Annotated in this window: 16 protein-coding genes and 4 tRNA genes; 16 read left to right on the top strand and 4 right to left on the bottom strand. The window is 66.4% G+C overall.

Annotation, left to right across the window (positions count from 1 at the left end; all coding sequences use genetic code 11):
* Positions 1-5: 5 nt before the first annotated feature.
* Positions 6-1,523, top strand: coding sequence for a tryptophan halogenase family protein (locus tag J2X21_RS15245; protein ID WP_310330038.1), 1,518 nt, complete (start codon positions 6-8; stop codon positions 1,521-1,523).
* Positions 1,520-2,230 carry a DUF6445 family protein gene (locus tag J2X21_RS15240; RefSeq protein WP_310330037.1) on the top strand — a complete coding sequence of 237 codons (711 nt, stop codon included), beginning with the start codon at positions 1,520-1,522 and terminating at the stop codon, positions 2,228-2,230. The genes J2X21_RS15245 and J2X21_RS15240 overlap by 4 nt, the downstream gene beginning before the upstream one ends.
* Here J2X21_RS15240 and cadR read toward each other — a convergent pair.
* Positions 2,215-2,667: a Cd(II)/Pb(II)-responsive transcriptional regulator gene (cadR, locus tag J2X21_RS15235; protein ID WP_310330036.1), complete on the bottom strand. Its 453-nt coding sequence runs from the start codon at positions 2,665-2,667 to the stop codon at positions 2,215-2,217. The two genes, J2X21_RS15240 and cadR, sit on opposite strands and share 16 nt — an antisense overlap.
* Before the next feature lie 289 nt (positions 2,668-2,956).
* On the opposite strand from cadR, the gene J2X21_RS15230 reads away from it, so the two are divergent.
* Complete coding sequence (locus J2X21_RS15230) at positions 2,957-5,029, top strand: heavy metal translocating P-type ATPase (protein WP_310330064.1); 2,073 nt, start codon at positions 2,957-2,959, stop codon at positions 5,027-5,029.
* A 52-nt stretch (positions 5,030-5,081) separates the two neighbouring features.
* Here the strand turns inward: J2X21_RS15230 and J2X21_RS15225 are convergent, their stop codons facing one another.
* A complete protein-coding gene (locus J2X21_RS15225; RefSeq protein ID WP_310330035.1) occupies positions 5,082-7,733 on the bottom strand; it encodes a TonB-dependent receptor in 2,652 nt (883 codons plus the stop codon).
* 400 nt (positions 7,734-8,133) lie between these two features.
* On the opposite strand from J2X21_RS15225, the gene J2X21_RS15220 reads away from it, so the two are divergent.
* Positions 8,134-9,087 (top strand): cupin-like domain-containing protein, encoded by a 954-nt coding sequence (locus J2X21_RS15220; protein WP_310330033.1) that lies wholly within the window; start codon positions 8,134-8,136, stop codon positions 9,085-9,087.
* A gap of 7 nt (positions 9,088-9,094) precedes the next feature.
* Positions 9,095-10,114 (top strand): cupin-like domain-containing protein, encoded by a 1,020-nt coding sequence (locus J2X21_RS15215; RefSeq protein ID WP_310330031.1) that lies wholly within the window; start codon positions 9,095-9,097, stop codon positions 10,112-10,114.
* A 7-nt stretch (positions 10,115-10,121) separates the two neighbouring features.
* Here J2X21_RS15215 and J2X21_RS15210 read toward each other — a convergent pair whose 3' ends face one another.
* The gene (locus tag J2X21_RS15210) at positions 10,122-11,732 is read right to left on the bottom strand and encodes a tryptophan halogenase family protein (RefSeq protein ID WP_310330030.1); all 1,611 of its coding nucleotides are present in this window, start codon (positions 11,730-11,732) and stop codon (positions 10,122-10,124) included.
* A 103-nt stretch (positions 11,733-11,835) separates the two neighbouring features.
* Positions 11,836-14,640: a TonB-dependent receptor gene (locus J2X21_RS15205; protein WP_310330029.1), complete on the bottom strand. Its 2,805-nt coding sequence runs from the start codon at positions 14,638-14,640 to the stop codon at positions 11,836-11,838.
* 553 nt (positions 14,641-15,193) lie between these two features.
* Here J2X21_RS15205 and J2X21_RS15200 point away from each other — a divergent pair.
* From J2X21_RS15200 to rplL, 11 genes are all read left to right on the top strand, one after another.
* A tRNA-Tyr gene (locus tag J2X21_RS15200) sits at positions 15,194-15,278 on the top strand.
* Positions 15,279-15,327: 49 nt separating this feature from the next.
* Positions 15,328-15,401: transfer RNA gene (locus J2X21_RS15195), tRNA-Gly, on the top strand.
* A gap of 76 nt (positions 15,402-15,477) precedes the next feature.
* Positions 15,478-15,552: transfer RNA gene (locus J2X21_RS15190), tRNA-Thr, on the top strand.
* 52 nt (positions 15,553-15,604) lie between these two features.
* The gene (gene tuf / locus J2X21_RS15185) at positions 15,605-16,795 is read left to right on the top strand and encodes an elongation factor Tu (RefSeq protein ID WP_310330015.1); all 1,191 of its coding nucleotides are present in this window, start codon (positions 15,605-15,607) and stop codon (positions 16,793-16,795) included.
* A gap of 13 nt (positions 16,796-16,808) precedes the next feature.
* A tRNA-Trp gene (locus J2X21_RS15180) sits at positions 16,809-16,884 on the top strand.
* Positions 16,885-17,026: 142 nt separating this feature from the next.
* The gene (secE, locus tag J2X21_RS15175) at positions 17,027-17,413 is read left to right on the top strand and encodes a preprotein translocase subunit SecE (protein WP_310330027.1); all 387 of its coding nucleotides are present in this window, start codon (positions 17,027-17,029) and stop codon (positions 17,411-17,413) included.
* 15 nt (positions 17,414-17,428) lie between these two features.
* Positions 17,429-18,004, top strand: coding sequence for a transcription termination/antitermination protein NusG (nusG, locus tag J2X21_RS15170; protein ID WP_310330025.1), 576 nt, complete (start codon positions 17,429-17,431; stop codon positions 18,002-18,004).
* 165 nt (positions 18,005-18,169) lie between these two features.
* On the top strand, positions 18,170-18,607 hold the full coding sequence (rplK, locus tag J2X21_RS15165) for a 50S ribosomal protein L11 (RefSeq protein WP_310330063.1): 438 nt from the start codon (positions 18,170-18,172) through the stop codon (positions 18,605-18,607).
* Between the two features lies 1 nt (position 18,608).
* Positions 18,609-19,319, top strand: a complete 711-nt coding sequence (gene rplA / locus J2X21_RS15160) for a 50S ribosomal protein L1 (protein ID WP_310330024.1) — start codon at positions 18,609-18,611, stop codon at positions 19,317-19,319.
* A gap of 280 nt (positions 19,320-19,599) precedes the next feature.
* On the top strand, positions 19,600-20,133 hold the full coding sequence (gene rplJ, locus J2X21_RS15155; RefSeq protein ID WP_310330022.1) for a 50S ribosomal protein L10: 534 nt from the start codon (positions 19,600-19,602) through the stop codon (positions 20,131-20,133).
* A 54-nt stretch (positions 20,134-20,187) separates the two neighbouring features.
* Positions 20,188-20,568, top strand: coding sequence for a 50S ribosomal protein L7/L12 (gene rplL / locus J2X21_RS15150; RefSeq protein WP_310273307.1), 381 nt, complete (start codon positions 20,188-20,190; stop codon positions 20,566-20,568).
* Positions 20,569-20,843 lie beyond the last annotated feature (275 nt).

Here is a 20,843-nt window from a genome sequence, read left to right as displayed (position 1 = left end):
AAGGTATGAAGACCCGACGCATCGCCATCCTCGGCGGCGGCACGGCCGGCTGGCTGGCCGCCAACCACCTGGGCTATGAGCTGCATGCCGACCCGGACGTGCAGATCACCGTCATCGAGTCCGCCGACGTGCCCATCATCGGCGTTGGCGAAGGCACGGTGCCGGCGATCAAGACCTCGCTGCGCAAGTTCGGCATCAGCGAGGCCGACCTCATCGTCGCCTGCGACACCACGTTCAAGAACGGCATCAAGTTCCAGGGCTGGCGCGACCCGGCCCGGCATGGCGAGCGGCACTTCTACTACCACCCGTTCGCGTCGCCCTTCCCGGCGGGCCTGGACATCACGCCCAGCTGGCTGGAGGCGCCCGACGCGCGGCCTTTCTCGGACGTGTCCATCAGCACGCGGGTTGCCGAAGCCGGGCGCTGCCCCAAGCGCATCGAGTCGGCGCCCTATGTGGGCGACGTGGATTACGCGTACCACGTCAATGCGCACAAGTTCGCCGCGCTGCTGTCCGCGAACGCGCAGCGGCGCTTCGGTGTGCGCCACCACATCGCGACCATCGTCGACGCCGAGCGCGACGAGTCCGGCGCCATCACGGCGCTGAAGGCCAAGGACGGCGAGCGCCTGCCGTTCGATTTCTACGTGGACTGCAGCGGCTTCGCGTCGCTGCTGGTGCACCGGCACCTGAAGGTGCCCTTCGTCGACAAGTCGCACCAGATCCTGACCGACACGGCGCTGGTGCAGCAGGTGCCGCTGGCCGGCGCCGAGATCCCGCCGTACACGCTGGCGCAGGCGCATGAAGCCGGCTGGATCTGGGACATCCCGGTCACGCAGCGGCGCGGCACGGGCTTTGTCTATGCCAGCGCGTTCATGAGCGAGGCGCAGGCGGTGCAGGGTTTCGCTCGCTACCTGGGCGTGCCCCCCGACTCGCTGTCGCCGCGCAAGATCGCGATGAAAATCGGCTACCGCCAGCAAGCCTGGGTGCACAACTGCGCGGCGCTGGGGCTGGCGCAGGGCTTTGTCGAGCCGCTGGAAGCCACGTCCATCCTCGTGACCGACTTCGCCGCCAACCTGCTGTCGCGCAACTTCCCGCGCCAGGCCGGCGACGCCCACGCGCTGCGCGGCGGCTACAACGAGGCGGTGGCCTACACGTGGGAGCGCATCATCGACTTCGTGCAGCTGCACTACCACCTGTCGGACCGCACGGACTCGGACTTCTGGCGCGAGAACCGCCGCGCCGACCACCTGTCGGACCTGCTGCGCGAACGCCTCGCGCGCTGGGCCGTGCGCCACCCGCTGAAGAGCGACTTCGCCAGCCGCTTCGACCTGTTCGACGTCGACAACCACCTGTACGTGCTGTACGGCATGGGCTTCGCGACGCGGCCGCTGCCCATCTCTGCCGACGAGCGGCGCGAGAGCCTCGCGCAGTTCGGGCAGGTGGCGCAGCAGGCGCAGGCGGCCATCCACGGCCTGCCCGGGCATCGCGAATGGCTGGACGGCCTGCGCGCGGCCTACCAGCCATGACCGACGATCCGTTCGCGATCCGCATGCCGCCCGAGGTGCGCTCGGTACGTGTGGGCGGGCACCAGGTGGTGCTCATCGACGACTTCCTGGCCGACCCGCGGCCGCTGGCCGACGCCGCACGAACGGCAAGCTATGCGCCTTACCCCGGCGTGGCCGAACGCAAGGGCTACCCCGGCGTGCGCGCGCCGGTGCCGGCCGACTACTCGGCCGCGCTGACCGCGCTGGTGGAGCCGCTGGTGCGCCAGAACTTCGGCGTGCCCGACACGCTGGCGCTGCACAAGAGCGAATGCGCGTTCTCGCTGACGACGGTGGCGCCGGGCGAGCTGGGCGCGCTGCAGCGCACGCCGCATTTCGATGCCAGCTCGCCGCACCACATGGCCGTGCTGCTGTACCTGTGCGACGACGCGCACGGCGGCACCGGCTTCTACCGCCACAAGGCCACCGGGCTGCAGCAGATCACGGCCGGCCAGGTCGACGCCTTCGAGCGCCAGCGGGTCGCCGAGTTGGATGCGCAGGCGCCGGCGCAGCGCTACTTCGACGACTCGGACGACTGCTTCGAGTTCCTCGGCATGATGCCGGCGCGTTTCAACCGGCTGGTGGTCTACCGGGGCAGCCTGCTGCACTCGGCCATCGTGAACCCGCAGCGGCTGAGCGCCGACCCGCGCACCGGGCGACTCACCGTCAACAGCTTCTACGACTTCTGGTGAACCGAGCGCAGATGGCCTGAGCTTCGCGGGGGCGGCTCCTGCGCGGCGGCCTGCGACAAGCCGGCCAGGATGCCGCACTGCGACGCCGCCTGGCCCGTGCCGCAGCGCTGGCGCAAGTCCTTCAGCTGCCGCTCCAGCGCGCGCAGTTCGCGGATGCGCTGCGACACGTGCCCGATGTGCGCGTCCAGCAGCGCGTTGACGTCGCCGCACTCGGCGCCGGGGTCGTCCTTCACGCGCAGCAGCGTGCGCACCTCGGTGAGCGACATGTCCAGCCCGCGGCAGTGGCGGATGAACTGCAACCGCTCCAGTTGCGCCGCGTCGTAGACGCGAAAGCCGCCCTCCGTGCGCGCCGGCGCCGGCAGCAGGCCCTCGCGCTCGTAGTAGCGAATGGTTTCCACCGGCGTGGCGGAGGCGGCGGACAGTTCACCGATCTTCATCGAGCCAGTGTAGGCACTTGACTCTGTAGCTGCTCCAGGGTTTCCAATCTCCCTGAATGCCACTGGAAGCCTTGCCGTGACCCACGCCCCGCATCCCCATCCCGCCGAAGACGATTGCTGCGGCAGCGCACCTGCGCCAAGGCGTCGGATTCCCATTGCTGTTGTTGCTGCACCGGCAGCTCCGACGGAGGACAGCTGCTGCGATGGCAATCACCACCACCATCATCACGAGCCCGCTGCGCCCGCCCAGCCCACGCCCGACGGCGCATTGCTGCTGCGCATCCCGGCGATGGACTGCCCGGTGGAGGAGGCGCAGATCCGCCGCGTGCTGGAGCCGTTCACGCATGTGCAGCGGCTGCAGTTCGACCTGCCGGCTCGCACGCTGGCCATCGTCGCGCCCGCGGGCGACTGGCCGGTGCTGACGGAGGCCATCACCAAGGCAGGCTTCCAGGCCGAAGCGCTGTCGGCACCGCCGTCGGCTGCCGAGACGGCGCGCGCGCAGCGGGTGGAGATGTTGCGGCTGGGCGCCGCCTTGGGTGTCGCGCTGGCCGCCGAGCTGATGCACCTGCTGGGCGACCACACCGCCACCTGGCAGATTGCCGGCATGGCCGTGGCGGCGCTGGCCATCGCGCTGTCGGGCCTGGCGGTGTTCCGCAAGGGCGTGGCGGCGTTGCTGCGCGGCCAGCTCAACATCAATGCGCTGATGAGCGTGGCCGTCATCGGCGCCTTCGCCATCGGCCAGTGGCCGGAGGCGGCCATGGTGATGGCGCTGTACTCGCTGGCCGAGCTGATCGAGGCGCGCTCGGTGGAGCGCGCGCGCAACGCCATCGCGGGGCTGCTGGCGCTGTCGCCGCCACAGGCCGAGGTGAGGCAGGCCGACGGCCGTTGGCTCACGCAGGACGCCGCCGCCGTGGCGGTGGGGGCGACCGTGCGGGTGAAGCCGGGCGAGCGTCTGGCGCTTGACGGTCGTGTGACCGCGGGGCAGAGCGCGGTGGACCAATCGCCGGTCACGGGTGAAAGCATTCCGGTCGACAAGGCGGCGGGCGACGAGGTCTATGCCGGCACGATCAACCAGGGCGGCGCGCTGGAGTTCGAGGTCACGCATGCGGCGACCGACACGGTGCTGGCGCGCATCATCCATGCGGTTGAGGAAGCGCAGGGCCAGCGTGCGCCCATGCAGCGCTTCGTCGACAAGTTCGCGGCGGTCTACACGCCGGCCGTGTTCGCCATCGCGCTGGCGGTCGCGGTGTTGCCACCGCTGCTGCTGGGCTGGGCGTGGCTGGACGCGATCTACAAGGCGCTGGTGCTGCTGGTCATCGCCTGCCCCTGCGCGCTGGTGATCTCCACGCCGGTGACCATCGTCAGCGGGCTGTCGGCCGCCGCGCGGCGCGGCATCCTGATCAAGGGCGGCGTCCATCTGGAGCAGGCGCGCCGGCTGCGCGTCGTCGCGATGGACAAGACCGGCACGCTGACCGAGGGCCGGCCGCGGCTGGTGGCGCATGGGCTGCTGCCGGGGGCGACGCCCGAGGCGCTGGAGATCGCGCGCAGCCTGGCGGCACGGTCGGACCATCCGGTCTCCCGGGCCATCGCGGCGGGCCTGGACGCGGGCGAGCTGGCGGTCGACGGCTTCGCCGCCGAGATGGGCCGGGGCGTGCAAGGCCGCATCGCCGGCCAGGCCCATGTGCTGGGCAACCACCGCTGGATCCACGAGCGCGGCCAGTGCACGCCCGAGCTGGAAGCGCTGATGCAGCAGCACGAGCAGCAAGGCCGCACGCTGTCCGTGCTGGCCGGCGAGGGCGGGGCGCTGGCCTGGTTTGCGGTGGCCGACACCGTGAAGCCCAGCAGCCGCGAGGCCGTCGCTGCCCTGCAGGCGATGGGCGTGCGCACGGTGATGCTGACCGGTGACAACGAGGCCACCGCGCGGGCCATCGCGCAGCAGGTGGGCATCACCGAGGTGCGCGCGCAATTGCTGCCCGAGGACAAGCAGCGTGCGGTCGCCGAACTGGGCACAGGCGGTGAGCCGGTGGCCATGGTGGGTGACGGCGTCAACGACTCGCCCAGCCTGGCCGCCGCCGCGGTGGGCTTCTCGATGGGCGCGGCCGGCACCGACATCGCCAAGGAGGCGGCCGACGCGCTGGTCATGAACGACGACCTGCGCCGCGTGCCCGAGACCATCCGCCTGTCGCGCAAGACCCATGCGGTGCTGTGGCAGAACATCGCGCTGGCGCTGGGCATCAAGGCGGTGTTCTTCGTGCTGGCCGTGCTGGGCAGCGCCACGATGTGGATGGCCGTGTTCGCCGACATGGGGGCCAGCCTGCTGGTCGTGTTCAACGGCTTGCGCCTCTTGCGTGGCGTGAAATGAAAAAGGCCCGGCAGATGCCGGGCCTTCGTCGTCAGGGCGGGATGGCCGCCGATCAGAACTTGGCGGTCAGACCGATCTTGTAGCTGGTCTCGCCCTTGAAGGACCAGGCGGGGTAGCCGGCCTTCAGCGGATCCTTGTGCAGGCCATCGGCCGGCAGGCTGGTGGACATCACGCCGTACTGCACATCGTCCTGCTTGGTCAGGTTGATGGCCTCGAAGCTGAGCTTCAGCCACTTGTTGATGTTCCAGCCGAAGCTGGCGTCCAGCGTGCCGTAGCTGTCGTGCATGCGGTTGCCGTACCAGTAGGCGTTCTCACGAATGATGTACTTGGAGCGCCAGTTGTAGGCCAGGCGACCGAAGTAGGCGGCGGTCTCGTAGTAGCCGACCATGTTCACGTTGTGCTTGGACGACTGCGTGAAGATGCCCAGGTTGTCAGCGAACGATTGGGCCGGTGCCGTGCCTTCGGTGAAGGTGTAGTTGGCAACGACGCCGAAGCCGTTGTTGAACGCGTGGTTGGCTTGCAGCTCCAGGCCTTGCAGGCGGCCGCCGCCGGCGTTGACGAAGCTCTGCACGGTCCAGTTGTCGACCTTGGTCAGCGGGTCCACCAGGCCGATCTTCTGGTTCAGCGCCACGTTGGTGGTGATGAAGTTCTGGACGTCCTTGTTGAAGTAGGTCGCCGACAGCAGGTTGCCCTTGCCGTAGTAGTACTCCAGGCTCAGGTCGACCTGGCTGGACTTCATGGGCTTCAGGCCCACGCTGCCCAGCGTCCAGGTTTCATTGCCGGCGCGGTCGTCGTTGTAGCCGGACACGGACACGCCGAACATGTTGGCGAAGTTCGGGCGCGTGATGGCCTGGGCGGCGGCGGCGCGCAGCACCAGGTCCTTGCGCAGGTCGAACGCGAAGTTCACGCTGGGCAGCACATCGTTGTACTTGGCCGTCTTGACGTCGTGGCTGCGGCCCCAGTTCGCGTTGCCGGCGTAGTCACCGGCGGCCAGTGGCGTGCCGTCGAACTTGTAGCCGGTGCTGGACACCTTGGTCGAGATGAAGCGCAGACCGAAGTTGCCGCGCATGTTGCCCGACTCGAACTCGAACATGCCGTAGGCCGACGTGTTCTTCTCGTTGAGTTCGCTGAACGCGCTGCGGTCTTCGTTCCAGCCGGTGATGTTCTTCAGCGTGCCGGCCACCATCGCGTCCACGTTGGGGCGCGGGATGTTCCAGCTGGCGGCTTCGGCCGTGCCGGCGAACAGGCCGGACGTGGCCGACGTGGCGATGGTCGACGCCCAGATCGGACGGAAGGCGCGCTTCTCGAACGTGTGGTCGGCATAGCGCAGGCCAGTCTTGAAGCTGTTGATGGTGCCCCAGTCGAGGTCGAAGGTGGCGTCCATCTGCAGGTACTTCTCCTGGTCCTTGTTCGGCGCACGCGACGTGGCCCAGGACTGCGGACCCATCTGCGTGGGCAGGTTGGCGGCGGTGAAGGACTGGTTGGACGTCGGGCTGATGACGATCTGCTTGCCCGTCGCGTCGATGGTGCCCTGCCAGGCGGGGCGGCTGAAGCCGGCGTCCCAGTTGCCGGCCTGGTAGTTGGCCGTCAGCTTGGTGCCGCCTTCGGCCTTGGTCACGCCGGCGACGAGGTCGTACTTGGCGTTGCCCGTGCGGTAGTGGGCGTCAAACGTCGCGGTGTCGGACGTCATCTCGGCGGCGCGCGCCCAGACCTGGAAGAACTGCGTGGGCAGCGGGTTGGCGGCCGTGGTCGAGCTGTAGACGCACATGCCCTTGGGGTTCCACGCCGACTTCACGTCGGTGTTGCGCTTCGTGCAGTTCGTCGAGTTCTCGGGGTCCTGGAAGATGTAGTCGCTGCTGTTGCTGTTGTCGCCGACCAGCTTGAGTCGCAGCAGGTTCAGACCCAGGTCCAGACCTTCGGCCGGGCGGGCCTGCAGCGTCACGTTCAGCGCGTCGCGCTTGCGGTCCTGGATGAAGGCGGTGGGGGCGATGTCGCCGGACCAGCGGTTGTCGGCTTCGATGCCGTTGCGGATGTACGCGCCTTGCGAGTGCGCGCCGGCGGCCAGCACGCCGAAGGTCTTGGCCTGGTTCTTCCAGCTGAACAGGCCCGAGACTTCCTTCTCGGCGTCGCTGATGGTGCCCTTGCCGTACTTGACGCCGACGAAGCCGCTGTTGGCGGCCATGTCCAGCGGCTTGCGGGTCTTGACGATGACCGTGCCACCGATGCCGCCTTCGGTCAGGTCGGCCTGCTGCGACTTGTAGACCTCCATGCCGCCGATCAGCTCGGAAGGCAGCAGCGAGTAGTTGAACGAGCGGTCGATGTCCAGCTGGTCATACCAGCCGGTGGACGCGACGGTCTGGCCGTTCAGCGTCGTGTAGGTCATCTGCGGGTCGGAGCCGCGGATGGAGACAGTGGCGCCCTGGCCGAACGCGCGGCCCACCGAGATGCCGGGGATACGGCCCAGCGCCTGGCCCACGTCGGAGTCCGGCAGCTTGCCCACGTCTTCGGCCGACACGGCGTCGACGACGGCGGTGGAGTTCTTCTTGATCGTGGCGGCGCTCTCCAGCGAGGCGCGGATGCCGGTGATGACGACCTGGTCCAGCTGGGCGGCGGGAGCGGCGGCTTGCTGGGCCTGGACGGCGAGCGAAGCGCCCAGCAGTGTCAGCGACACAGCGGCGGCGATGGGGGTCTGCTTGACCTTCATGAACTGAATCCTCGTAATGGCCATGGTTCGTTGCAGGGTGGCTGCCTCGGGCCGGTTGCATACCACCTTGAGTCCGGTTGTCGTCTCGTTTGTTGTTGAATGCGTACAACCAATGCAATGCCACTATAGCCATCGATAAATCCACTTTGCTACCAATTTGATGCCAGTAGTTTCCCGGGTGGCTCATGTATTCCTCTATGACGAATGGCCGGGCTACCAGGGAGTCGCGAGGCGGCTCAGGCCGACTGGTATTCGAGAGGCCTGCTGCTGACCTGTTGCGGGACGGCGACGAAGCGCTTGCGTTGCGGCAGGTTCTCGTCGTCCAACACGGAAGTGGCCTTCATCTGGTACAGGGTTTGTCGGTGTTGGGCGGCATGGGTGAACCGGGACAATGCCGGCCGTGAAGCCCGTGGAAATCTGGTCGGCGGCCGACGAGCCGCAGTTGAAAGAGCGCCTGGCGCGGCGCGCCGAGCCGGTGCTGCTGGCGGGTCTGGTGGCGGACTGGCCGGCCGTGCAGGCAGGGCGCCAGGCGCCGCTGGCCATCTGCGACTATCTCGGCCGCTTCGACCGCGGCGCGGAGGTCATGGCCACGAAGACCCGCGCGGCGGCACGCGGCGTCATGGGCTACAACGACGCGCTGACCGACTTCGCCTTCGTCAAGGCGCGCATGACGCTGCCGGAGTTCATGGGTCACCTGGCGGCCTACCTGCCGGCGAGCCATGCACCGGCCATCGCGGCGCAGTGCGCCAAGGTCGGCGACGTGATCCCGGGTTTTCTGGACGACAACCGACTGCAGGCGCTACCCGGCGTCGTGCCCAACTTCTGGCTGGGCAATGCGCTGACGGTGCCGGTGCATCACGACCATCCGCACAACCTGGCCTGTGTCGCGGCCGGGCGGCGGCGCTTCACGCTGTTCGCGCCGGATCAGGTGGGCAACCTCTACATCGGCCCGCTGGAACACACGCCGTCGGGTGCTCCGATCTCGGTGGTGCATCCCGACGCGCCGGACTTCGAGCGCTATCCGCGCTACCGCGATGCGCTGGCCGCGGCCCTCGTGGCCGACCTGGGGCCGGGCGACGCCCTCTACATCCCGCCGCTGTGGTTCCACCAGGTGCAGGCGCTGGAGAAGGTCAACCTGCTCATCAACTACTGGTGGCCGGTGGCAGTTGAGAAGGACCTGCCCGCGCCCGCGCACGCGCTGCTGCAGGCCATCCAGGTGCTGAATGCCTTGCCCGCCACCCAGCGCGAGGCTTGGGCGGCGATGTTCGGGCACTACGTCGTGCAGCGCGAGCAGGACCCGGCCGCCCACATCCCCGAGGCCTGGCACGGTGTGCTGGCGCGGCGGCAGGATTGAGGTGCCCATGCAGCCGATGAAGGAGATGACCGGCGTCACGCGCGAGCGCTTCGAGCGCGACGTGGTGCCGGGCTACGAGCCGGTCGTGCTGCGCGGTGCCGTCGCGCACTGGCCGCTGGTGGCGCAGGGCCGGGCGGGCCTGGAGCCCTGTCTGCAGTACCTGATGGGCTTCGACGGCGGCCAGCCGGTCGATGCCGTGCTGGCCAAGCCCGATGCGACGCGGGCGTTCAGCTACCGGCCCGATCTGGCGGGCTTCAACTTCATGCATGACCAGCGGCCGTTCGCCGCGTTGTTCGAGCAGCTCTGGCGCTACAGCCACTTCCCCGAGCCGCCCAGCCTGGCCGTGCAGAGTGCGCTGGTGTCCGAGGCACTGCCGGGCCTGGAGCAGGCCAACCGGCTGGCGCTGCTGGACGTGACCATCCCGCCGCGCATCTGGATCGGCAATCGCGCAACGGTGCCCGCGCACTTCGACGATTCGCACAACATCGCCTGCGTGGCGGCGGGGCGGCGGCGCTTCACGCTGCTGCCGCCGTCCTGCGCGCCGCTGCTGTATCTGGGCCCGCCGGACTACGCGCCGACGCCGGCACCCATGTCCACCGTGCCCGACCTGCACCGCGCCGACACGGCGCGCTTCCCGCTGCTCGCGCAGGCGCTGGAGCGCGCCGTCGTGGCCGAGCTGGAGCCGGGCGATGCGATCTACATGCCGCCGCTGTGGTTCCATCAGGTCGAGTCGCTGGCTCCGCACCTCAACATCCTGATGAACTACTGGTGGCGGCCGCTGGCGGCGCCGCGACGACCGGACGATCTGCACCTGGCCGCGCTGCGCCTGGCCATGCTGGCGTTGCGCCACCTGCCCGACGGCGAGCGCGAGGGCTGGCGGGCCTTGTTCGACCACTACGTGTTCGGTGCGCTTGGCGAGAGGCTGTCCCACCTCCCGCCGGACCAGCGGCACCTGTTCGGGCCCATCGATGCCGACCGCGATGCCGCCGTGCGCCGGCAGCTCATCGACATGCTGACGCGCGCGTGACGCTCCGCTACCAGGCGTAGACCTGCAGCAGCTTGTCGCTGTTGCCCGGCGGGATGTTGGCCAGTAGTTCGCGGTGGTCGGGGAAGTTGCCGAGGCTGCGCGCGATGAAGTGATCGACGGCCGCCAGGTCGTGGCGGGCCTGGTGGGCGGTGGGGGGCACGAGGTCCTCGGCGTCGGGAAAGATGCCCATGCCGGCGAGCAGCGCGTACCAGGACACGGCAGGGTAGCCCTGGCCGAAGCGTCCCGCCTTCAAGGCGGTCACGAGCGGCTTGCGGGACATCCAGGTCATCAGCACCGCCTGCAAGGACTCGGACAGGCGCATGTTCTCCGCGTTGGCTCGCCAGTACTCGGTGTCCGTCCGCGAGTTGGTCTTGTAGTGCGCGACGATGTAGTCCCGCGTGTTCTCGAAGCGTTGCCGCATCGCCTCGTTGAACTGCGCCTGCGCGTCGGGCCCGAGCGCGCGCTTTTCCAGCACCTCCACGAGCATCGATGCGGTGACCTGCACGTACAGCAGCGCCGTGGCCTCCAGCGGTTCGATGAAGCCCTGCGACAGCCCGATCGCCACGCAGTTGCGGTGCCAGATCTTCTCCATGCGGCCGACGCGCATCTTGAGGTGGCGGGCGGGAATGTCTGCATCCAGCAGGCCCAGGTGGCGGCGCAGTTCGGTCTCGGCTTCGTCGGCCGAGCAGTGCGCGCTGCTGTAGACGTAGCCGTTGCCCTGGCGGTGCGTCAGCGGGATCTTCCACGCCCAGCCATGGCGCAGCGCGGTGGCGACGGTCTGCGACTCCAGCGGTCCGTCCAGCGGCGTTGGCATCGCGACGGCGGCGTCGTTGAAGAGGTTCTCGCCGAAGCCGATGAAAGGCGTCTGCAGCGCCTTGCCGGTCAGCAGCGACGCGAAGCCGGTGCAGTCGACGAAGAGGTCGGCTTCCAGCGTCTCGCCGCCGTCCAGCTGCAGGCCGGCGATGTCGCCTTGCTCGTTCAGCAGCACGTGGTTCACGTGGCGCTGCAGATGCGTCACGCCGCGCGCGACCGCCTTGCGGCCGAGGAACTGGCCCAGCAGCGTCGCGTCGAAGTGATATCCGTACCAGACGTCGAACGGAAAGTTGGCGTCCGCGCGCGGCCCCTTGGCCTGGCGGGCGAGGGCGGTCGACAGGAAGAAGCGATCGGGGTGGGCGTCGACGTTGGCGCCTTCCAGTCGGGCGTGCACGTTGTCGACGAACGGATGCATGGTCATGTTGTCCAGCATCGACACGAACGGGTGGAAGTAGCGCTCGAAGCCGGGCTTGGTGGACCAGCCGTCGAACGTGATGCCGCTCTTGTAGGTGGCGTTGCAGGCCGGCATCCATTCGGACTCCTCGATGCCGAGGATCTCGAAGAAGCGGCGCAGCCAGGGCGTCGAGCCCTCGCCCACGCCGATGATGCCGACCTGGGGGGACTCCAGCACCGTCACCTTCAGCCGCGGGCCGTAGGCCGTGGTGGCCAGCATCAGCGCCGTCATCCAGCCCGCCGAGCCGCCGCCGACGACGCAGATGTGCTTCACCGGCGGTGGCACGTCCGTGCTGCCGCCCAACGGGCGGGAGGCGATGTACTTGTCGATGATGGTGGCGGTTTCGCTCATGGCCTGGGCAAAAAAAAAGGGAGCGTGGACTGCACGCTCCCTTTCGATTTTGGTGGGTGACGGCCACCGCGGGAACCCGAGGGTTCCGCGGTGCCGGCCTGCATCAGAACTTGACGCGGGCGGTCAGGTAGTACTGGCTGCCGTTGCGGTAGATGGCGCGCGGCTGCAGTTCCGAGGCGTAGTACTTCAGCTTGGGGTCGTTCAGGTTCTGGCCGTCAAGGCTCACGCTGAAGCTCTCGCTGAACTTGTAGCCCAGCGATGCGGACAGCACGCCCGTGCCCTTCTGGAAGTACTTGGTGCCGCGGTCGTTGCCGACAAAGATGTCGTCGGTGTAGCTGTAGTTCACGCGAGCCGAGAAGCGTTCGTTCTCGAAGAAACCGCCGAGCGTGAACGAGTTCTTCACGTTGCCGCGCAGCACGTCGCCGGTCTCGTCCTCGCCATCCGCATAAGTGTAGTTGGCCATCACGCCGAAGTTCGCGGCGATCGGCGTTTCGAACGCGAACTCGACGCCCTTCACGCGGGCCTTCTTGTTGACCGGACCGGTCACCAGGAAGTCGCGGTTTGCGAGCTGCGGATTGCCGCCGACCTGGTTCGTGTTGATCAGCAACACCGGGTAGTTCGCGCGGAACGTGCCATCGGTGATGTAGCTGCTCATGTCCATCAGGAATGCGCCTGCCGACACGAAAGCACGCGGAGCGAAGTACCACTCGATGTTGCCGTCGAAGTTGGTCGAACGGACCGGCTTCAGCTTCGGGTTGCCGGCCGTGCCGCCGCCCACCACGGTGTTGTCCAGGAACATGCCCGTGGAGTTGAGGGCGGTGTAGCCGGACAGCGCCGTGTAGTCGGCACGGGTGACCGTGCGGTTCACCGCCAGACGCGCCACGATGTCGCTGCGTAGGTCGATCCGCACGCTGGCGCTGGGCAGCCAGTCGGTGTAGGTCAGGTCAGACGACGTGACGGTGTAGTTGCCGAACGCCGAACCGGTGATCGTCGGGGTCTCGCTGGCGAGGCTGGCGCGGAACGAGCTGGAGCTCTGCTTGGTGCGCACCGCGCGCAGACCCACGTTGCCGCTCCAGCCATCGCCCATCAGGTCGCCCTGGACATACGCGGCCGTGGAGTTCTCTTTCACCGAGTACTCCTGCTCCGCCCAGCGACGGGTGACCGGGTCACGGGTGGTCACGCGGCGGTTGTAGTCGGCCAGCGCCTCCGCGGTGATGAACGGGATGTTGGTGGGGAAACCGCTGCCCAGACCGCTGCCGAAGTTGCTGGGATAGCTGCCGCCGAAGGCCGGCAGCGTGTAGAACGAGTTCTGCGGGGCATCGACCGTGGTGCCGTTCGGACCGGCAACCGAGCAGGCGCTCGGTTGGCTCCAGTCGAATGCGCCGGCGCGATAGGGTGTGCCGCTCGCGCAGCCCGGGCCCTGGGCCACGATGGGGTCGGTGTAGCGCTTGTGCTGGGCGCCGCGCACGCCGAACTTCAGCGTCTTCAGCACACCCACATCGAGGTCGTACTCGCCGTCGATCTGGGCCCAGGACTCTTTGTCGTGCACGACAACGTTCTGCGCGCCGAAGATCCAGTCGGCGCGCGTCGTCGGGTTGGTGAAGCTGAACGACGGCGCCGTGTCCGTGCCATTCAGCGAGTAGCTGGCGCGCGAGGAGACGATTGCCAGTTCGACAACGTCCTGGCTGAGCGTCTTGCCCTTGCCGCGCGACGTGCCGGCATTGGCCGTGAACGTCAACGCGTCGCTCACCTTGAGCCTGGAGTCCACGCTGACGAAGCCGGTTTCAGCAGACGCCTTGCGGCTGATCAGGTCGTAGTAGCCGGCGGTCGACGGCGTGGCCCAGTTGAAGGTGGCCTTCGTCAGCGTCTTGTTGCCGTTGCTGTCGGTCTTTACCTCATAGTCGGAGATGGTCGCGGTGTTGAGCAAGCCGCCGCGAGGCGCCATCAGGTAGTTGCGGTTGTAGTTGTCCGCTTCCATCTTGGACGAGAACGCCGTCAGCACGGTGTCGAAGTTCGCGTTGGGCTTGATCTGCGCGCGGATCAGGCCGCCCTTGCGCTCGCGCTCCTGCGTGAAGAGGGCGGAGCCGATCAGGTCGGGCGTGAACACGCCGTTCAGGTCCGGACGCGCGGCGACCAGGGCCGGTGCGGTCGTCGCGTCGAGCTTGTTGATATAGCCCAGCGCTTCCACGCCGTCACGACGCAGGCTGCGCTGCTCCGAGAAGGCCTGCACCATCAAGCCGAAGGTGCGCGCCTCGTTGCGGAAGTTGAGCAGCGCCGACAGTTGGGGGTCGGTCTTCTTCGGCAGGTCGGCGTAAACGGCGCCCACGCCGACTTCTGCGGTCAGCGACTTGGCGAAATCCAGCGGGCGACGGGTGATGATGTTGACAGAACCAGCCGTGCCGCCTTCCACCAGAGAGGCCTCGGAGCTCTTGCGCACCTCGACCCGGCTGACCAGCTCGGAAGGCAGCAGGGAGAAGCTCACGCTGCGGCCGACGCCTGCGCCGGTCTGGTCCAGGACAAACCAGTCGCCGTTGGCGATGCCATGACCGTCGACAAGTGTTTGAGTCAGGCTGGGATTGGTGCCGCGCAGACCGACGCGATCCCGCTCGTCGAAGCCGCCCGAGCCGCCGGCGGGGCTGTTCAGCACCGTCACACCCGGGATGCGGGCCAGCGAGTCGGCCACGTTCTTGTCAGGCATCTTGCCGATGTCCTCGGCCGAGATGACGTCGATGTGGGCGTCGGCATTGCGCTTGACGCTGAGCGACTTCTCCTGCGATGCCCGGATGCCGGTAATCGTGACCGTGTCGAGCTGCTGAGGCGTCGGAGCCTGTTGCGCGAATGTGGTGCTGCTGGCGCCGAGCAGAGCGATGAGCACTGCCTGCGAGATGGGGGTCTGTTTGACCTTCATGTACTGTTCCTCGTTGTGGCCAATGAAATCGTCGGCGGTGGCGGGACAGCATGGCTGCGTACCACCTTCAGTCCGGTTGCTGCTGCTCGATGCCCTCATGCAGTCATGCATCCACTGTAATGCCACTGTAACGATTGATAACGCCACTTTGCTACCAGTCTCTACCGGGGAGTTTCCCGGGTGGTGCCTCCGCTGACCTCTATTCAAGGGTGCGTCACCTCTGGGAGACTGGGTTGGCGGCCTTGAATTGGCATTTGATTGGTATCTTTCGGTGAGCTTGCTGTGTTGCTGCCGGGAGACGATCCAGTGCCTGGGCGTTCGCTGCGGGATTTGGTTTGGGTTCGGTGCCGGATGGGTCCCGAGTGGTTGCGCCGCGCCTCGGGCGCGTTTTCCCGGTGACAGGCTTCCGTTCAGAGGCGCGTGCCGCAAGGGCGCTCCGTGCTCGTGCCTGGCTGCGCGTGAGGCGCCATCGCCGGCGCTCGCCCGGCTTTGTGTTTTGTGAGGCGTCTGTTGCGCCGTCTTTGTTCTGTGCTATAGTTGCGGGCTTGCCTCAGGAGGGGTGGCCGAGTGGTTAAAGGCAGCAGACTGTAAATCTGCCCGCATTGCGTACGCTGGTTCGAATCCAGCCTCCTCCACCAAAGCATGCAGTCCGCAGTTGGTTGCATGTCGAGGTCAGCAGCCCCCAGGGCGGGAGTAGTTCAATGGTAGAACCTTAGCCTTCCAAGCTAATGACACGGGTTCGATTCCCGTTTCCCGCTCCATTTGTGGGTGGCTTGGTTGTCAAAGCGTCGACACCGGTTTGCCGGCCAGTTCGTCTGGCGTCAAACCCGTGCCGATGCCCTTGTGGCTCAGTGGTAGAGCACTCCCTTGGTAAGGGAGAGGTCACGCGTTCGATCCGCGTCAAGGGCACCACAGCTTTTCTCTTTTTCTACTCGTCTCAACGGGTTCGCCTCAGGAGCGCAAGATGGCAAAAGGCAAGTTTGAACGGACCAAGCCGCACGTGAACGTGGGCACGATCGGTCACGTGGACCATGGCAAGACGACGCTGACGGCAGCGATCGCGACGGTGCTGTCGAAGAAGTTCGGCGGCGAAGCCAAGGCGTACGACCAGATCGACGCGGCTCCGGAAGAAAAGGCCCGCGGCATCACGATCAACACCGCGCACGTCGAGTACGAGACGGCCAACCGCCACTACGCGCACGTTGACTGCCCCGGCCACGCCGACTACGTCAAGAACATGATCACCGGTGCCGCCCAGATGGACGGCGCCATCCTGGTGTGCTCGGCCGCTGACGGCCCGATGCCCCAGACGCGTGAGCACATCCTGCTGGCCCGTCAGGTCGGCGTGAAGTACATCATCGTCTTCCTGAACAAGTGCGACATGGTCGACGACGCCGAGCTGCTCGAGCTGGTCGAAATGGAAGTGCGCGAACTGCTGAGCAAGTACGACTTCCCCGGCGACGACACCCCCATCATCAAGGGCTCGGCCAAGCTGGCTCTGGAAGGCGACGCCGGCGACCTGGGCGAGCAGGCCATCATGCGCCTGGCCGATGCGCTGGACACCTACATCCCGCAGCCGGACCGTGCCGTTGACGGCGCCTTCCTGCTGCCGGTGGAAGACGTGTTCTCGATCTCGGGCCGCGGCACCGTGGTGACCGGTCGCGTCGAGCGCGGCATCATCAAGGTCGGCGAAGAGATCGAAATCGTGGGCATCCGCGAAGTCCAGAAGACCACGGTCACGGGCGTCGAAATGTTCCGCAAGCTGCTGGACCAAGGTCAAGCAGGCGACAACGTCGGCATCCTGCTGCGCGGCACCAAGCGTGAAGACGTCGAGCGCGGCCAAGTTCTGGCCAAGCCCGGCACCATCAAGCCCCACACCCACTTCACTGCTGAGATCTACGTTCTGAGCAAGGAAGAAGGCGGCCGCCACACCCCGTTCTTCAACAACTACCGTCCCCAGTTCTACTTCCGCACGACGGACGTGACCGGTGCCGTGGAGCTGCCTAAGGACAAGGAAATGGTCATGCCCGGCGACAACGTCGGCATCACCGTGAAGCTGATCGCTCCGATCGCCATGGAGCAAGGCCTGCGCTTTGCTATCCGTGAAGGCGGCCGTACCGTCGGTTCGGGCGTCGTCGCCACGATCCTCGAGTAAGTTTTCAGGCCACAGGGGCATAGCTCAATTGGCAGAGCGTCGGTCTCCAAAACCGAAGGTTGGGGGTTCGAGACCCTCTGCCCCTGCCAACAGTCGCTGATCACGACGGTTGGTATCCTGGCTAAACAAGCATCGGCCCGCGAGAGTGATCTCGGCGGGCCTTGCTGCTGATGGCTACGGCCTGTGGCAGCGTCTGAAAGTCGCTTCCGGGCGGCGCGTGAAAGTGAACTGATGGCGAATCCTCCTCAAGTCGAGACCGTGACCAGCGGTGCGGACAAGGCCAAGTTGGCCGCAGCGCTGCTGTTGCTGATCGGTGCGCTGGTGGCTTACTACGGCTTGGCGAAGCAAGGCGCCCTGGTGCAGTGGGCCTCGTTGATCGTGCTGCTGGCAGCTGCCGTGGGCGCGTTCTTCCTGTCGGAGCATGGCAAGTCGTTGATTGCCTATGGCCGCGACTCCGTGCGCGAGGTCAAGAAGGTCGTCTGGCCCACCCGCAAGGAAGCGACGCAGATGACGGGCTATGTGTTTGCCTTCGTTGTCGTGATGGCCTTGTTCCTGTGGATGACGGACAAGACGCTGGAGTGGGTGCTGTACGACCTGATCCTGGGCTGGAAGCGCTGATCGCAAGGAATTCGAATGTCTGAAGAACAAGTCGTCACGACCGAAGCTCCCGCCGGCCTGCCCAAGCGTTGGTACGTCGTTCATGCCTACTCGGGCATGGAGAAGGCTGTCGAGCGCAACCTGCGCGAGCGCATCGACCGCGCCGCCATGCAGGACAAGTTCGGCCGCATCCTGGTGCCGACCGAAGAAGTCGTCGAGCTGAAGAACGGCAAGAAGGCCGTCACCGAGCGCCGCTTCTTCCCGGGCTATGTGCTGGTCGAGATGTTCATGGACGACGAGTCCTGGCATCTGGTGAAGCACACGTCCAAGGTGACGGGCTTTGTCGGCGGCGCCAAGAACCGCCCGGCTCCGATCTCGGAAGCCGAGGTCATGAAGATCGTCAACCAGATGCAGGAAGGCGTCGAGAAGCCCCGGCCCAAGGTCGAGTGGACTGTCGGTGAAGTCGTGCGCGTCAAGGAAGGTCCCTTCACCGACTTCAACGGCTCGGTCGAGGAGGTCAATTACGACAAGTCCAAGGTGCGTGTGTCGGTCACGATCTTCGGTCGTGCCACGCCGGTGGAGCTGGACTTCGCGCAGGTCGAAAAGGTCTGACGCGCTAGAATCGCGGGCTTTGGTCGGCGCGCCCTGAGCGCTGACCCGTGACCAGTCTGCAACGAGAGGCGGACAAGAGGAGCAAAGGTAAGGACTTCGGTCCGAGTCCGATGCGCTAGCACTCAGGTGTCCAGGCTTGCCGCCCGGGCGCTGTTTGGAGAAAACATGGCAAAGAAGATTGTCGGCTTCATCAAGCTGCAAATTCCGGCCGGCAAGGCTAACCCCTCGCCGCCGGTGGGTCCTGCGCTGGGTCAGCGTGGCCTGAACATCATGGAATTCTGCAAGGCGTTCAACGCCCAGACTTCGGCTGGCGGCTTCGAGCCCGGCATGAAGCTGCCGGTGGTCATCACCGCGTTCGCGGACAAGAGCTTCACCTTCATCATCAAGTCGCCCCCGGCGACCGTGCTGCTGAAGAAGGCCGCGAAGATCGAGAAGGGTTCGCAACGTCCTCACCTGGACAAGGTCGGCAAGCTGACCCGCGCCCAGCTGGAAGAGATCGTCAAGATCAAGTCCAAGGATCTGACCGCCGCTGACGTCGACGCCGGCGTCCGCACCATCGCCGGCTCCGCCCGTTCGATGGGCATCATCGTGGAAGGGGTCTGACATGGCCAAGCTCACCAAGAAGCAAAAGGCGCTGGCTGGCAAGGTCGAGTCGACCAAGCTGTACGCGCTGACCGAAGCCCTGGACCTGGTCAAGAGCCTGGCTTCCGCCAAGTTCGATGAGTCCATCGACGTGGCCGTGCAACTGGGCATTGATGCCAAGAAGTCTGACCAGGTCGTGCGTGGCGCCGTCGTGCTGCCCAACGGCACCGGCAAGACCAAGCGCGTCGCCGTGTTCGCCCAAGGCGCCAAGGCTGAAGAAGCCAAGGCCGCTGGCGCCGACGTCGTCGGCATGGAAGATCTGGCCGAGCGCGTCAAGGCGGGCGACATGCCCTTCGACGTGGTCATCGCCTCGCCTGACACGATGCGTGTCGTCGGTACGCTGGGTCAGATCCTGGGCCCGCGCGGCCTGATGCCCAACCCCAAGGTCGGCACCGTCACGCCCGACGTCGCCACCGCCGTCAAGAACGCCAAGGCTGGCCAGGTCCAGTTCCGCGTCGACAAGGCCGGCATCATCCACGGCACCCTCGGCCGTCGCTCGTTCGACACCGACAAGCTGGAAGGCAACCTGCGCGCGCTGATCGAGGCCCTGAACAAGGCCAAGCCGGCTTCGAGCAAGGGCATCTACCTGCGCAAGGTCGCCGTGTCCTCGACGATGGGCGTCGGTGCTCGCGTCGAAATCGCTTCGATCAACGCTCAAGCTACCGCGGCTTGAACGGTAACCAGGCCGCAAGGCCTGGGGCACTGAATCTGCGCGGGGCGAGTCTGGCCCCGGGCAACAAAGATTGGTGGGGCGCTGCCCGGGCAACCGGGTGGCGCGTCATCCAAGACCGCTGGTGGAGACCCCTTAAATCGAAGTCGCCGATTCGTCGGTGGTGGAGAACCAGCGCAGATGGCGGTCCCGCTGAAAGGAATTCTTTTCCTGACAGATGGTCGCTGAATCCCTGGCGCTCTCGAAGCCGCAAGGCCGAGGGAGCAAATGTGAGGAGTAGACCTTGAGTCTCAATCGCAACGAGAAGGCAGCCGTTGTCTCCGACGTCGCAGCGCAAGCTGCCAAGTCGCAGACGCTGGCGTTGGCCGAGTACCGTGGCCTCACCGTGGAAGCCTTGAACAAGCTGCGCGTCGATGCGCGTGCCAAGGGTGTCTATCTTCACGTGCTGAAGAACACCCTGGCTCGTCGCGCCGTCGCCGGCACCCCGTTCGAAGCGGCTGCGGAGAGCATGGTCGGCCCGCTGATCTACGGCTTTTCGGAAGACGCTGTCGCGGCTGCCAAAGTCATCGCTGACTTTGCCAAGACCAACGACAAGCTCGTCATCAAGGGTGGTGCCTACGGTGGCAAGGCTCTGGACGTCAATGGCGTGAAGGCTCTGGCCTCCGTCCCGTCCAAGGAAGTCCTGCTGTCGCAGATCGCCGGCCTGCTGCTGTCGCCGGTGCAACGCACCGCGGCCGTGCTGGCTGCCCTGGCTGCAAAGCGTGGCGAAGGCGCCGCTTCCACGGAAGCTGCTGCTGAAGCCCCGGCCGCAGCCTGATCGACGACCAATCACGCGTTCATACGCAACCCATCTGTTTTTAGGAAATTAATCATGGCATTCGATAAAGACGCTTTCCTGACCGCCCTGGACAGCATGTCCGTTCTGGAACTGAACGACCTGGTCAAGGCAATCGAAGAGAAGTTCGGCGTGTCCGCCGCTTCGATGGCTGCTCCGGCCGCCGGTGGCGCTGGCGGCGGTGCCGCTGCTGCTGCTGAAGAAAAGACCGAGTTCAACGTCGTCCTGACCGACGCTGGCGCCCAGAAGGTTGGCGTCATCAAGGCCGTCCGCGAAATCACCGGCCTGGGTCTGAAGGAAGCCAAGGACCTGGTCGACGGCGCTCCGAAGAACGTCAAGGAAGGCATCTCCAAGGCCGACGCCGAAGCCGCTGTGAAGAAGCTGGTCGAAGCCGGTGCCAAGGCCGAAATGAAGTAATTCATTGGGCGGGCGTTCTCGCCCGCCACCGGATCCGGCTTGCCGGATTCATGAAAAGGGGTTGCCTTCGGGCATCCCCTTTTTCGTCTTTACGGGTTTGTCCCCGTAGAGGACAGCTGAAAGAACCGCGCGCGGTATGATGCGCGGTTCTTTCACGTGTTCTCTGATCCGACTGCAGAGAACCAGTTTGGTCGGACTTGGGTGCAATGCCCGAGTTGTCCGCCAGCGGTTGGTAGTGGCCAACCACCAAGCTAGGCAGCCGCCCGTCCCGGGCG

Origin of the sequence: Roseateles asaccharophilus, assembly GCF_031458115.1 — a bacterium.
In the GTDB taxonomy this organism is placed as follows: Bacteria; Pseudomonadota; Gammaproteobacteria; order Burkholderiales; family Burkholderiaceae_C; genus Pelomonas; species Pelomonas asaccharophilus_A.
This window is presented reverse-complemented; position numbering and strand designations above follow the sequence as displayed.

Coding starts and splice junctions, on each gene's coding strand:
- J2X21_RS15245 (WP_310330038.1), top strand. CDS start 6: ATGAAGACCCGACGCATCGCCATCCTCGGCGGCGGCACGGCCGGCTGG.
- J2X21_RS15240 (WP_310330037.1), top strand. CDS start 1,520: ATGACCGACGATCCGTTCGCGATCCGCATGCCGCCCGAGGTGCGCTCG.
- cadR (WP_310330036.1), bottom strand. CDS start 2,667: ATGAAGATCGGTGAACTGTCCGCCGCCTCCGCCACGCCGGTGGAAACC.
- J2X21_RS15230 (WP_310330064.1), top strand. CDS start 2,957: ATGGACTGCCCGGTGGAGGAGGCGCAGATCCGCCGCGTGCTGGAGCCG.
- J2X21_RS15225 (WP_310330035.1), bottom strand. CDS start 7,733: ATGAAGGTCAAGCAGACCCCCATCGCCGCCGCTGTGTCGCTGACACTG.
- J2X21_RS15215 (WP_310330031.1), top strand. CDS start 9,095: ATGCAGCCGATGAAGGAGATGACCGGCGTCACGCGCGAGCGCTTCGAG.
- J2X21_RS15210 (WP_310330030.1), bottom strand. CDS start 11,732: ATGAGCGAAACCGCCACCATCATCGACAAGTACATCGCCTCCCGCCCG.
- J2X21_RS15205 (WP_310330029.1), bottom strand. CDS start 14,640: ATGAAGGTCAAACAGACCCCCATCTCGCAGGCAGTGCTCATCGCTCTG.
- tuf (WP_310330015.1), top strand. CDS start 15,605: ATGGCAAAAGGCAAGTTTGAACGGACCAAGCCGCACGTGAACGTGGGC.
- secE (WP_310330027.1), top strand. CDS start 17,027: ATGGCGAATCCTCCTCAAGTCGAGACCGTGACCAGCGGTGCGGACAAG.
- nusG (WP_310330025.1), top strand. CDS start 17,429: ATGTCTGAAGAACAAGTCGTCACGACCGAAGCTCCCGCCGGCCTGCCC.
- rplK (WP_310330063.1), top strand. CDS start 18,170: ATGGCAAAGAAGATTGTCGGCTTCATCAAGCTGCAAATTCCGGCCGGC.
- rplA (WP_310330024.1), top strand. CDS start 18,609: ATGGCCAAGCTCACCAAGAAGCAAAAGGCGCTGGCTGGCAAGGTCGAG.
- rplL (WP_310273307.1), top strand. CDS start 20,188: ATGGCATTCGATAAAGACGCTTTCCTGACCGCCCTGGACAGCATGTCC.